Annotated in this window: 10 protein-coding genes and 5 tRNA genes; 3 read left to right on the top strand and 12 right to left on the bottom strand. The window is 50.9% G+C overall.

Going from position 1 to position 13,281, the window contains the following annotated elements; all coding sequences use genetic code 11:
* Positions 1-10: 10 nt before the first annotated feature.
* The 5 genes from BQ2674_RS01695 to BQ2674_RS01675 all read right to left on the bottom strand — a co-directional run bounded on the left by BQ2674_RS01695 (position 11) and on the right by BQ2674_RS01675 (position 435).
* Positions 11-99 (bottom strand) — tRNA-Leu (locus BQ2674_RS01695).
* Positions 100-119: 20 nt separating this feature from the next.
* A tRNA-Cys gene (locus tag BQ2674_RS01690) sits at positions 120-193 on the bottom strand.
* 5 nt (positions 194-198) lie between these two features.
* Positions 199-273: transfer RNA gene (locus tag BQ2674_RS01685), tRNA-Gly, on the bottom strand.
* Between the two features lie 5 nt (positions 274-278).
* Positions 279-354: transfer RNA gene (locus tag BQ2674_RS01680), tRNA-Phe, on the bottom strand.
* A 5-nt stretch (positions 355-359) separates the two neighbouring features.
* Positions 360-435: transfer RNA gene (locus BQ2674_RS01675), tRNA-Asp, on the bottom strand.
* A gap of 217 nt (positions 436-652) precedes the next feature.
* On the opposite strand from BQ2674_RS01675, the gene BQ2674_RS01670 reads away from it, so the two are divergent.
* From BQ2674_RS01670 to BQ2674_RS01660, 3 genes are read left to right on the top strand one after another with little or no spacing between them, the layout of a single operon-like run.
* A complete protein-coding gene (locus BQ2674_RS01670; protein WP_075572141.1) occupies positions 653-1,531 on the top strand; it encodes a methylenetetrahydrofolate reductase in 879 nt (292 codons plus the stop codon).
* Positions 1,532-1,541: 10 nt separating this feature from the next.
* A complete protein-coding gene (locus BQ2674_RS01665) occupies positions 1,542-2,288 on the top strand; it encodes a vitamin B12 dependent-methionine synthase activation domain-containing protein (protein ID WP_075572140.1) in 747 nt (248 codons plus the stop codon).
* Between the two features lie 46 nt (positions 2,289-2,334).
* Positions 2,335-4,884 carry a homocysteine S-methyltransferase family protein gene (locus tag BQ2674_RS01660; RefSeq protein ID WP_075572139.1) on the top strand — a complete coding sequence of 850 codons (2,550 nt, stop codon included), beginning with the start codon at positions 2,335-2,337 and terminating at the stop codon, positions 4,882-4,884.
* Positions 4,885-4,935: 51 nt separating this feature from the next.
* Here the strand turns inward: BQ2674_RS01660 and BQ2674_RS01655 are convergent, their stop codons facing one another.
* From BQ2674_RS01655 to typA, 7 genes are all read right to left on the bottom strand, one after another.
* Positions 4,936-5,259, bottom strand: a complete 324-nt coding sequence (locus tag BQ2674_RS01655; protein ID WP_075572138.1) for a hypothetical protein — start codon at positions 5,257-5,259, stop codon at positions 4,936-4,938.
* Between the two features lie 196 nt (positions 5,260-5,455).
* Positions 5,456-6,568 (bottom strand): OmpA family protein, encoded by a 1,113-nt coding sequence (locus BQ2674_RS01650; protein WP_075572137.1) that lies wholly within the window; start codon positions 6,566-6,568, stop codon positions 5,456-5,458.
* Between the two features lie 217 nt (positions 6,569-6,785).
* The gene (locus tag BQ2674_RS01645) at positions 6,786-7,745 is read right to left on the bottom strand and encodes a 3-hydroxyacyl-CoA dehydrogenase family protein (RefSeq protein WP_075572136.1); all 960 of its coding nucleotides are present in this window, start codon (positions 7,743-7,745) and stop codon (positions 6,786-6,788) included.
* Positions 7,746-7,771: 26 nt separating this feature from the next.
* Positions 7,772-9,145 carry a short-chain fatty acid transporter gene (locus BQ2674_RS01640; RefSeq protein WP_235828784.1) on the bottom strand — a complete coding sequence of 458 codons (1,374 nt, stop codon included), beginning with the start codon at positions 9,143-9,145 and terminating at the stop codon, positions 7,772-7,774.
* A 224-nt stretch (positions 9,146-9,369) separates the two neighbouring features.
* Positions 9,370-10,323: a lactate/malate family dehydrogenase gene (locus tag BQ2674_RS01635; protein ID WP_075572134.1), complete on the bottom strand. Its 954-nt coding sequence runs from the start codon at positions 10,321-10,323 to the stop codon at positions 9,370-9,372.
* Between the two features lie 29 nt (positions 10,324-10,352).
* Positions 10,353-11,306, bottom strand: a complete 954-nt coding sequence (locus BQ2674_RS01630) for an L-lactate dehydrogenase (protein WP_075572133.1) — start codon at positions 11,304-11,306, stop codon at positions 10,353-10,355.
* A gap of 105 nt (positions 11,307-11,411) precedes the next feature.
* Positions 11,412-13,220: a translational GTPase TypA gene (gene typA / locus BQ2674_RS01625; protein WP_075572132.1), complete on the bottom strand. Its 1,809-nt coding sequence runs from the start codon at positions 13,218-13,220 to the stop codon at positions 11,412-11,414.
* Between the last annotated feature and the right edge of the window lie 61 nt (positions 13,221-13,281).

Genomic DNA, 13,281 nt, shown 5'->3' with positions numbered 1-13,281 from the left:
CAGCTTAATGTGGTGCCGGGGACCGGAATCGAACCGGTACGGATATTTCTATCCGACGGATTTTAAGTCCGTTGCGTCTGCCAGTTCCGCCACCTCGGCATGACAAACAAAGAAGCTTATGGAGGCGGCACCCAGAATCGAACTGGGGATGAAGGTTTTGCAGACCTCTGCCTTACCGCTTGGCTATGCCGCCATAATTGGAGCGGAAAACGAGGCTCGAACTCGCGACCCCCACCTTGGCAAGGTGGTGCTCTACCACTGAGCTACTTCCGCATGTGTGGTGCTCAGGGACGGAATTGAACCGCCGACACGGGGATTTTCAGTCCCCTGCTCTACCGACTGAGCTACCTGAGCAAATATGGCGACCTCGATCGGATTTGAACCGACGATCTTCGCCGTGACAGGGCGACATGTTAACCGCTACACCACGAGGCCGTATACCGTCCGGAGCCGGTAAGGAGTCCGAACAAAAAGAATTATAGCATGATACGCCACCTTTGGCAACACCGAATTCTCGGCCCGCCTGCTGCCGAAAAACCGTAAAAACGGTTATCATTCCCTGCAAGGCTATGCCTTTTACATCTTTATTGTTATAATGAGGTACACAATAGGCCTGTAATAAAGATATTATACTATGAAGGAGTTTTACTCTGTGAAAATCATCGATATTCTGAACAGTAAAAACGTGACCCTGTCATTTGAAGTATTCCCGCCCAAGACGGAAGAAATACTTGAAACCGCGCAAAAAAACGCTGCAGCCATTGCAAGCCTTGTGCCCGACTTCATGTCCGTCACGTACGGTGCCGGCGGCGGCACGTCGGACTTCACCGTCCACATCGCCAAGGCGCTTAAATCGGATTGTCACATGGAAGTACTGCCCCACCTGACCTGCGTGTCGAGCACGAAGGAAAAGGTGCAGGCCATGCTGGAAAGATTCAAGGCGGCAGGTTTTGAAAATATCATGGCGCTGTGCGGCGATATGCCCCAAGACGGTACGGTCTGCACGGATTATACGCATGCATCCGAGCTTGTGGAGCATATTAAACAGTTCGATTCGTCCATGTGTATCGGCGGTGCCTGCTACCCTGACGGCCACTGTGAGTGTGCCCGCAAGGAAGAGGATATTCGCAATCTTAAATATAAAATAGACGCAGGCGTCGATTTTCTGACGACTCAAATGTTTTTCGACAATGCCGTCTTTTATAACTTTCTTTACCGTCTTCGCGAAGCGGGTATTGACGTCCCCGTTCTGGCCGGCATTATGCCTATTACGAACACGAAGATTCTGGGCCGCTCCGTCGCCATGTCCGGCACGACCGTGCCGGCGCGGTACAAGGCGATTACGGATAGATTCGGCGACTCGCCGGAAGCGATGAAGCAGGCCGGTATTATATATGCATCCGAACAAATTATCGATCTCGTTGCCAACGGCATCAAGCATATTCATGTCTATTCCATGAACCGCCCGGACGTGGCTGCAGCCATTATGGCCAATGTCCGTCCCGTTGTCGACTATTGCAACGCAAAATAAGGTACTGCCCATGTTTACACCGCGATTGGAAGAAATATACCGTTATCTCGGCTTCCGCGGCGCGGATCCTCCGGAGGAAATAAAGCATCGCGTAAAAGACTGCGTGGTCCGCATGCTTGAAACCATAACCTTACGGACGACGCGGCGGAAGTTTCCCGTCGTCGTTACGGATCCGGATACGGTACATATTGCGGGACTTGCAATTCGTTCCAAAGACCTCTGCAGAAATCTTGCAGGCTGCGACGAAGCCTATATGTTTGCCGCTACTGTCGGCATCGGTATCGACCGCCTCATAAAACGCGGCGAAGTAAGCAATATGGCGGACGCGCTTATCTGCCAGGCAGCCGGAGCGGAACTCATCGAGTCCTACGTAACCGAACTGAACGGTGATTTGCGTGCGCGCGAAAGGGAACGGGGCTATAAGCTGCGACCCCGCTTTTCACCGGGATACGGTGACCTTCCCATCGCTCTGCAAAAGGACTTTTCCCGCATTTTGAGCTTGCCCAGGACCTGCGGTATTACATTGACGGACACACTGCTCATGGTTCCGTCCAAATCCGTAACGGCCTTCATCGGCTGTACACGGGAAAGTAGTTCCGAAAACGAAGGGGATTACCTTGCAGCCGTCGTCAATCCGTTGACGGCAACGGGAAAATCCGCAAAGGAGGCTGTCGGTGGCGACGCTGTAAGCGAGGAAGACGAGCGTACCGCAAAATGCCGCAACTGCAACAAATACGATTGTGAATACCGTAAATAGATATATGTGAGTCTCTTTTGCTCACATCGGGGGAGATACGACAGAAATGAAAAAAAGTTTACGAGAACGCCTCGGCAAAGAGTGGCTTTTCTTTGACGGCGGCACGGGTTCTATTTTACAGGAAAAAGGACTGCAGCCGGGTGAGCTGCCGGAAACATGGAACCTCATCCGGCCGGAAGCTGTTGTAGACCTGCACAAGGAGTATTTGAATGCAGGCTGCCATATTTTCAATACCAACACGTTCGGCGCAAACCGCCTCAAGTTTCCGGACAACATTGACGATATCGTCTCCGCCGCCGTGCGCCTGGCCAAAAAAGCTCGCCATGAAGTCAGTCGGGATGCTGATGCGTACGTAGCTCTCGACATCGGACCGACGGGAAAGCTTCTTGAGCCGATGGGAGACCTCCCCTTTGAAGAGGCTGTCGACATTTTTGCGGAAATCGTCCGCATCGGCGCCCGCGAAGGGGCGGATCTTGTTCTCATCGAAACAATGAACGACTCGTACGAAGCCAAAGCCGCCGTCTTGGCGGCCAAAGAAAACTGCGACCTCCCCGTCCTCCTTACGTGTGTTTTTGACGAAAAAGGCAAAATGCTCACAGGCGGCACGCCCGAATCCATTGTAGCTACGATGGAAGGACTCGGAGTCGACGGTATCGGCACCAACTGTTCTCTCGGGCCTGCGGAAATGATTCCCGTCGTCAAACGCCTCGTTGCGGCCGCATCCGTTCCGGTCCTCGTCAATCCCAATGCGGGACTGCCTGAAGTGGTGGACGGTCGGACGGAGTACAACGTAAAGGCCGACGAGTTTGCTCAGATAATGACGCAAATCGCTTCGCTCGGCGCCAACGCCGTCGGCGGCTGCTGCGGCACGACACCGGAATACATAAAAAAAACCGTCGCCGCCGTACGGCCTTTACCCTTTACACGGCCAACGGCAAAACACAAATCGGTCATTTCTTCTTTTTGCCGGACCGTCTCCATCGGCGGCAACGCCGTTCCCGTCATTATCGGCGAACGCATCAATCCGACAGGCAAAAAGCGGTTCAAGCAGGCCCTCATCGATCGTGATATCGACTACATTGCCGAACAGGGACTGGAACAGGAAAGCGCCGGCGCCCACGTCCTTGATGTCAATGTAGGCTCACCCGAAACGGATGAGGTTGAACTCATACAGGAGGTAATCGGCAAACTCCAGACTATACTTCCCTTACCCCTGCAAATCGACACGTCCGACACGACGGCCATGGAAAAGGCGCTGCGTATGTATAACGGCAAGGCCCTCATCAATTCCGTAAACGGCAAAGGAGAAATAATGAAAGCCGTATTTCCGCTCGTCAAAAAATACGGCGGTGTTGTCGTCGGCCTCGCACTCGACGAAAGGGGCATTCCCGAAACGGCGGACGGACGCGTAGCTGTAGCCAAAAAGATTTACGACACTGCCGCGGCCTACGGGATTGCCAAAGAAAACGTAATCATCGACCCGCTCTGCATGACCGTTTCCTCCGATGCGGGTTCGGCCCTCGTTACACTGGAAGCGGTCAGACGCATTCACGACGAATTGGGCGGCAACACAATCCTCGGCGTCTCCAATATCTCCTTCGGCCTGCCCGCACGGGAACTCATCACATCGTCGTTCTTTACGATGGCCCTGCAAAACGGCTTGGCCGCGGCAATTATTAACCCGAACAATGCCGCCATGATGCAGGCGTACCGCGCATTCTGCGCTTTGACCAATCAGGACGTCAATTTCAACAATTTTATTGCCGCATATCAGGACTACGTTCCCGTAAATAGGCGCATAGAAGAAACTATAAACGCATACAAGCTGAAAGTCCTCTCGGCTCTCGACATCGACCCGGGGGAGCTTAAAGCCGTCCCGTCAACAAAGCTGCCCGCAAAAGCCGGGGCAGGAAAAACGGCAACGGGCGGAGGCGGCAAAGACATAGAGACAAAGCCGGAAAAGACGACGAAACTCATGGATGCCATTGAGCGGGGCATGCCGAACCCGGCGGCGGAGGCGACAAAAAATGCACTCCTCACGCGAAGCGCCTTGGACATTATTAATAAGGACCTTGTCCCGGCACTGGACATTGTCGGCAAGGGTTTTGAAAAAGGAACGCTCTTTCTGCCCCAACTCCTCATGGCGGCCGAAGCGGCCAAAGCGGCCTTCGCCGTCGTCAAAGAAGCCATGAAGGACACACCGCAGGAAACAAAAGGTAAAGTCATCCTCGCCACCGTTAAAGGAGATATTCACGATATCGGAAAAAATATCGTCAAGGTTCTCCTGGAAAACTACGGCTATAAAGTTATCGACCTGGGCCGCGACGTATCGCCCGACGTCATCGTTGAAACGGCGCTTAAAGAAGATGTCCGCCTCGTGGGACTCTCGGCCCTCATGACGACAACGGTCGTCAATATGGAAGAAACCATAAAACTTCTCCGCCAAAATAAGCCGGACTGCAAGATAGTCGTCGGCGGCGCCGTCATGACACAGCAATACGCCGACACCATCGGCTCCGACTGCTACGGCAAAGACGCCATGTCCACCGTCCGCTACGCAGACGAACTCGTAGCGGCGGGACAATTGAATGGATAAAAATAAAGAACACTTTCAGAGAGATTTACCTCCGAAAGTGTTTTTTACAGACTAGGTGCGGTCCGGCTCTTCCTTCTTTAAGATAAGAATATGGACGATCGCAAATATCCACAGCAGGAGTCCGTATACATACCAGAGCCGATAGGAGCGTCCCTTTTTATGGGCGATGTTGGCAGGCAGCAAAGCCAGAATAATGGCCGATGCAAGACGCTTATCTATCCATGCCGTGTATAAGAGCGTTACCCCGATAATCGAAATGACGACATTAAAAATAAGGATAAGCTTTTTCTCCCGCTCTTCCCTTAATACCCGCTTCACGGCCCGTTCGCTTACATCTTCTTTAACTTCACTCATGGCCTTCTCATTTTCACTCATATTGCTCTGCCCCTCTTTCTTGTATTTATACCGATATTTCCGACATCAGATTTATGTTAAAAATTTCACTGCTGTCAGTATAGCACAAATTCCGGCACAGGGCACAAAAAAGAACTGCCGCAGCAGTTCTTTTCCTATATACAAATAACATTCATCACGAACCGCTCAAGGCTCATGCAGAGTCTCAACAACTATTCTAGCGATGATGCCAAATATCAACGCGGCGGTTGTCGGCACGACCCTGATCGGTATCGTTTGTGCTGACCGGATCCGATTCGCCCTCATAGCCGAGCATCAGCTGTTCGCTCGACACACCCTGATTCACGGCGTATGTTGCCACATTAGTCACGCGGCGCTTGGAAAGGTCGTCATTATAGCCGTCCGTCCCCTTGTTGTCCGTATTGCCGATGAGCTTGAACCCGTCTTGCGGATGTTCTTTTGCAACCTGTACAAAGTGATCCAGCTTGGCCTGTTCCGACGGCAAGGGCTGATCTTCGTCAAAGCCGAAATGAATGCTGTCCACATAGTAGTCTTTCTTAGGCTGCGGCGCTTCCGGCTTGTATTCCGGCTGACGCGGCTGATATACCGGTTCCGGTGCGGGCGTTTCTTTTTCATGCCCGCCGCCGAAGCGATAGGACAGGCCTGCAATGAACCCTTTGTACGTAATGTTGGCGTCGTCACGCAAAGGCATACCGACAACGTCACCTTTATCGGCCCATTTCGTATTTACGTAGCGATAACCGGCGCTGATATCAAGATCCGGCGTAATGCTGTAACCGAGGCCCGCTTCCCAAAGAGCCGTACGTTTCGTACCGACGGCGGCTTTGCCGTAGATATCAAGGCCTTTGGCAAGACGCGCTTTGGCGATTATACCGATTTGAGCAATGTTATTCGTATCGCTCCATGTACCGTCCGGATCGCCGATGTCATTGTTAATGCGATTCCACCCCGCATAGGCGGCAAAGTTTTTGTTGATGGAATAGACGAGATTTACTTCATGAGCGTCACCGTTCGTCGTATTGTCGACAATCCCCTTTTCTTTGGTCTTTAAGCCGTAGTATTGGTACTGAAGCGCCCATTTATCGGTCAAACCGTACTGCACGCCGCCCTGGAAATTCCACTTCGTACCGTTACTGTAAGACGAAAGTCCTGCCATCCAGTGACTTGCGTCAAAGGCCATCTTGGGATTCCACGCACCGGCATCAATCTGCCACTGTCCTTGTTCCCACTGCGTTTGCGGTGTAGCGAAAGCAACCGTTGCCGTGCACGCCGTAACAACCATTGCCAAAAGCATTGATTTTTTTAACATAATGACATCTCCTCTTTTTATTTTAAAATAAAATTAAGATAAGATTGCTTGCATGTAAGTATATCACGTTCAAGACTATAATATATACGTTTCCTTATTCCGTTCTATCATCCGTTTATTACCTTTTCGCAATATTCAATATATTTTGTCCGCTCTTTTTCATATATAAACGGGGGCGACCGAACAACGGCCAGCCCCCATTTGTTTTACTTTAGGTTTAAAATTTTTCTCCTGCTGCATCTTTCTTCAGCCATTCAATCAAGATTTCTTCCCGTTTTTTCTTGATTTCAGCCAATTCTTCCGGCTTCCACGGGTAGAGACCCGTGCCCGTCTTGGCACCCAAATTGCCTTCATCGACGCATTTCTTCATGATTGCCGATCCGTCCTTGTCATCAGCCAAGTCCGCATTGAGATATGCCGAAATGTTATAGAAAATATCCAAGCCGCCCAAATCTGCCGTTTCAAGGGGACCCGTTACGGAAAGGCGGCGACCGATGCTGTATTTGCACACCGTATCAACCGCTTCCGGCGTAGCAATTCCTTCCTTTACGCAGTACAGCGCTTCGCGGAGCAGTGCAAACTGAAGGCGGTTGCCGACGAAGCCCGGCGCTTCTTTTAAGAGAGCTACCGGTTTCTTACCGATTTTTTCCATGAGTTGCCACGTAATGTCAACAACTTCCTGCGTTGTCTGTTTTCCCGGTACTACTTCGACAAGAGGAATAAGGTGAGGCGGATTCCAGAAATGAGCGACAACGAACCGTTCGGGATGCTTCAGCACGGAAGCCACTTCCGTCGGGCTGAGACCGGACGAATCGGTTGCGAAAATAACATCTTCGCCGAGATAGTCTTCCATTTCCTTATATACGGTCTGCTTAATCGATACATCTTCCGCTACGGATTCAATAAGGAAATCCGCATTGGCGGCAGCGTCCTTCAAGGTCGTGACCCCATGGATACGGCTGAGGAGTTCTTTTTCCTCTCCTTCGGTCAACAAGTCATTCGCCTTCATGACTTCAAGGGTCAGATGGATATTTTTCATGGCCCGTTCGATGCTGGCATCTTTACGGCCGAACATGTTTACTTCGTAACCGCTTTTCGCAAAAGCGATAGCCGTGCCGAATCCCATCGTACCGCAGCCGAGGTTGCAAACCGTTTTAATGTCCTGCAATTGTTTCATGTGACGATTCCCTTCTTTCTCTGTAATTACATTGCAAACGGAATAAAGGTCAAGCCTAATATCATAATGAGTCCCAAGACGATAAAGGCGACAAAACTGTACCCTACGAAATCTTTAAATTCCAATCCGCATACGGCCATAAAAGGTACGGCGAAGAACGGCTGTATCAACGCGGTCAAGTCGCCGCCGAACATGTAGGCGATAATGGTCTGCGCGTCGGGAATTCCCAACGCCTGGCCGGCAGGGATCAGAAAAGGTGCTTCAATGACCCATTTACTGCCGCCGGACGGAATGAAATAGCTGATAAAACCGGTCAGAACGGCTGCAATAGCCGGGAAAGTCGTTGCCGTGCTGAGCTTAATAACACCGGCAGCAATCGTGTCGACGAGTCCCGTGTACTTCATGATGCCGAAGATGCCCGCATAGAAGGGGAACTGAAGAATAACGCCCCACGCAGCGGGAGTCGAAGCCTTAACGGCCTTCAGCATGGCGGCAGGTGTACCGTAAAGCCATATGATCAGGGTCAGGAACAGGAAATTCAAAACATTGATATCCAAAGACTTGCCGAGAACGAAGAAGTGATAATACAAATACGTCAGGAACATGAGCCCTACCAGATAGGAGCACCAGGGTGTATACGTAACCCATTCGCTCGGCGTTTTGATAACAGGTTTTTCTTCCTTATCGGGTGATTCGATAACGGCCAATTCGGGATTCCATTCCGCAATGGAAATCATCTTCGACTCATCCTTCGGCTTCAAGACAAAGCCGAACATGATGATGATCGCAATAACGGAGACACCTGTCAGAATGAGGTTATAAGGATGGAAGATCGTCTGCGAAATAGGGATAATACCGATCTCCTTGACCATAAAGTGATCTGCCGTTGCCACCAGCAACGGAGCCGAGCCGGAAAGACCCATATGCCAAATATAGAACGGTGTCCACGCGGCACCGCATAAATAGCGGTAATCGATCTTGATGTTCTTTCGCATCGCCTGTACGGCAAGGTTCTTACAAATCAAGGCGGCAAAAATAAGACCGAATCCCCAATTCAAATAAAAACCGACAGCAGATAAAATGACGGCATACACATATACTGACGTTGCGGACGTCGGTTTACTGCATACTGAAGAAATCAACTTGGTACACACGGGCGTCGTTGCCAATGCATACCCCGTAATGACAATCAAGGACATCTGCATGGCGAAGGCCAATAAGGTCCAGAACCCTTTCCCCCAGGAAATAACGATATCAAACGGGCTTGACGGCGTAAGAACAAGAGCCATGATAAATGCGATAATCGTCAATACCAACGCGATGACATACGAGTCGGGTACCCATTTACGGGCAAAATCGGTAAAATAATCGGTAAACTGCTTTTTACTCTGCGTTTTCAACTGTAACATCCCCCTTCTTCATGATTTTTTTAACAAAATACTCTAAAAAAATAATTTTTTCCTGTCCATTACGACAGCTATTCGGAATTATGAGTACAATAAAACTCCCTTTTTATTTTATACCTTTCTTATATACTTTTCAAGGAAATTATCATGGCTTCCCCCTTACAGACCGAAAGGGCATACCCCGCCGGATATGCCCTTTTGTTAAGTTGATTATACTATTATTTTGCCAATAATTTCTCCGCTTTGGCGATATTCGTGCGAATTTTTTGGCAGCACTCTTTAAAATCCTTCATTTCTTCTGCCGTCAACGTGTATTCCATAACCTGTTCTACGCCGTGTTGACCGATAACGGCGGGGACGCCGCAATAAATGCCGCTTTCACCGTATTGGCCGTCCAGTTTGACGCTCGCCGCCATGATTTCCTGCTTGTCATGCAAGATGGCGTCCGTAACGCAGGCTCCTGTGGATGCAATGCCGTATTCCGTGCAATTCTTGCCGGCAAAGGTAATCCAAGCGCCTTTAATAGCCCGTTCCTGCAATTCTTTCCGGTCGAAACGGAACCGTTCATCGTGCTCGGCCAATTCTTCGTAAGGTTGGCCGGCAAACTTTACGAGAGACCACGGCGTGATCTGCGAGTTGCCGTGTTCACCGAACATGAAAGCCGTAAAAGAATTATGATCCAGACCGGTCTGCTGCGCAATGGCGCTGACGAGACGGGATGTGTCGAGGCCCGTACCCGTACCGATAACGCGGTTCGCCGGCAAGCCGCTCAATTTTTGAATCAGGTCAGTAACGACATCGCAGGGATTGGTGATATTGACAAAGATACCGTCAAAGCCGCCGGCCATGATTTTAGGAATGCATTCGGCTACGGCCGGAATGGTGAAAGCCATTTCATCGTCGCGGTCAAAAGTGGCAAGCAGCTCAATTTCACCCAAGGCGTTGATGATAACGTCGCAATCGCTAAGTTCTTCGTAATTTGCCAATACATACTCTACACGATGAGGCATGAACATGACGGCATCCATCAAATCCTGCCGTTCGCTGATCGCTTTCTGTTCTTTCGTATCGCAAATCTTAACTACATCCGCAATGCCGCGCATCCCCAGGACAAAAGCAACGTGCGCGCCTACGTGACCGGCACCGATGACACCGACAATTCTCTTTTTCATAGTAAATCCCCCTTCGTTTATAATATATTCTATTTATCTGAAAGTGCAGCCGCCTTGGCAATGTTTGTGCGAATCTTTTTACAGCATTCTTTAAAGTCTTTCATTTCCTCTGCAGTAAGAGTGTATTCCATAACCTGTTCGGCCCCGTTTTGACCGATGACGGCGGGGACGCCGCAATAGATACCGGTTTCACCGTATTGACCGTCCAGCTTGACGCTCACCGCCATAATCGCCCGTTTATCATGCAAAATAGCATCCGCAACAGTCACGCCCGCAGAAGCGATGCCGTATTCCGTACAATGCTTGCCCGAATAGGTGACCCAACCGCCCTTAATAGCCCGTTCCTGCAATTCTTTCCGGTCGAAACGGAACCGTTCATCGTGCTTGGCCAATTCTTCATAAGGCTTGCCGGCAAACTTTACGAGTGACCACGGCGTGATCTGCGAGTTGCCGTGTTCGCCGAACATGAAAGCCGTGAAAGAATTATGATCCAGACCGGTCTGCTGTGCAATGGCGCTGACGAGGCGGGACGTGTCGAGGCCCGTACCCGTACCGATAACGCGGTTCGCCGGCAAGCCGCTGAGCTTCTGAATCAAATCGGTAATGACATCGCAGGGATTGGTGATATTGACAAAGATACCGTCAAACCCGCCGGCCATAATTTTAGGAATACAATCGGCTACAGCCGGGACCGTAAAGCCCATTTCGTCATCGCGGCTGCCCGTCGCGACGAGGTCAATGTTGCCGAGAGCGTTAATAATGATATCGCAATCACCCATTTCTTCATACCCGGCAAGGATATATTCCACGCGATGAGGCATGAACATGACGGCATCCATCAAATCCTGCCGTTCGCTGATTGCCTTCTGTTCATTTTTATCACAAATCTTGACTGCGTCCGCAACGCCGCGCATGCCCAAGACAAAGGCAACGTGCGCGCCTACGTGGCCTGCGCCGATAACGCCTACCGTTCTCTTTTTCATATATATTCCCCCCTCCGTTAACACACCTTCATCCTCTTTTATAACGGCTGTACCCTTATCATATCACCGCCGTCCGCCTTTGTCATGATCTGATTGAGAACGATTCTATTTACGAGCTGCCTTTTTGCGGTCGTGTTTGTCCAAAATAGCCTTGCGCAGACGAATGCTCTTAGGCGTAACTTCAACAAGCTCGTCATCGTTCACCCATTCCAGGGCCTGTTCAAGGCTCATAATGCGCGGCGGCACGAGGCGCAGCGCCTCGTCGGACGCGGAAGAACGGGTATTGCTGAGGTGTTTCTTCTTGCACGGGTTGACATCGATGTCGACGTCGCGATTGCTTTCGCCGATAACCTGTCCCAAGTAAATGTCCTGAGCCGGCGTAATGAACATGGTGCCCCGATCCTGCAGATTGTAAATGCCGTACGCCGTTGTTTCACCCGTTTCAAAAGCGACGAGGCTGCCGCGCGTACGGCCGGGAATATCACCCTTCCATGGCGCATAGCCGTGGAAGACGTGGTACATAATGCCGTTTCCCTTCGTGGCCGTCAAAAATTCGCTGCGGAAACCGATGAGGCCGCGGGCGGGAATGATAAACTCCAGACGAGTGTAACCGGCCAGATCGATCATGTTGACCATTTCGGCCTTGCGCGTACCAAGTTTTTCCATAACGGAGCCCATAAATTCCTGCGGCACATCTATCGTGAGGGCTTCCAGGGGTTCACATTTTTGTCCGTTAATTTCTTTTGTAATAACGCTGGGCTTGCCGATTTGCATTTCATAGCCCTGACGCCGCATCTCTTCGATGAGAACGGCAATATGAAGCTCGCCGCGGCCCGACACTTTGAATGCGTCGGCACTGCCCGTTTCTTCGACGCGCAGGCTGACGTTGGTCTGTACTTCGCGGAAAAGGCGATCGCGCAGATGACGGCTCGTTACATACTCCCCTTCCCGGCCGGCAAAGGGGCTGTCGTTGACATAGAAAATCATGGCCAACGTCGGTTCATCAATATCGATTTTCGGCAATGCTTCCGGATTCAGCGAATCCGCCACGGTTTCGCCGATTTTAATATCCGGAATGCCGACAATGCAGGCAATATCGCCCATGGACGCGCCGTCTTCCCGTTCTACGCGCTGCAGGCCTTCATACGTATAAATACGGCTGATTCTCGCCTTGCGCTGGCTTTCACCGTCGACGATCAGGACGTTCTGATTCGGCTTCATCGTGCCGCGGACGATACGGCCTACAGCAATTTTACCGACATAGTCGTCATAGTCCAGGGTCGTGACCATGAACTGCAGAGGTCCTTCCAAATCGCCCTTCGGGCACGGGCAGTGATCGATAATAGCCTTGAACAGCGGCTGCAGGTCCGTCGCTTCGTCGGCCATGTCCGTCTTGGCCACGCCGTCGCGGCCGTTGGCGTAAATAACGGGAAAATCCAGCTGCTCGTCATCCGCTTCCAGCTCCATAAAGAGCTCAAGCACTTCATTTTCCACGTCTTCCACACGCGCCTCCGGCTTATCTATTTTATTGATGACCACAATGGGCTTGAGCTTCTGCTCCAACGCCTTACGCAGTACATATTTCGTCTGCGGCATAGGTCCCTCGAAGGCATCTACCAGAAGGAGGACGCCGTCGACCATGTTGAGGACACGTTCCACTTCACCGCCGAAGTCGGCATGGCCCGGCGTGTCGACGATGTTGATCTTAACGCCGTCGTGCATGACCGATGTATTTTTAGATAAAATCGTAATGCCCCGTTCCCTTTCAATGTCGCCCGAATCCATAACCCGTTCGGCCACTTTTTCGTTTGAGCGGAAAACGTGACTTTGCTTGAGCATGGCGTCGACAAGTGTTGTCTTTCCATGGTCGACATGAGCTATAATGGCAATATTACGAATATCCTTACGTTCCATATATTCTCTCTCCTATTTGCAATAATTCACTTCAATTAACCTCGCCATTATAGCACAAAAG

Source organism: Megasphaera coli (assembly GCF_900095855.1).
GTDB classification, from domain to species: Bacteria; Bacillota; Negativicutes; order Veillonellales; family Megasphaeraceae; genus Megasphaera; species Megasphaera massiliensis_A.
The sequence above is the reverse complement of the archived record's forward strand: the minus strand, read 5'-3'. Positions and strand labels throughout refer to the sequence as shown.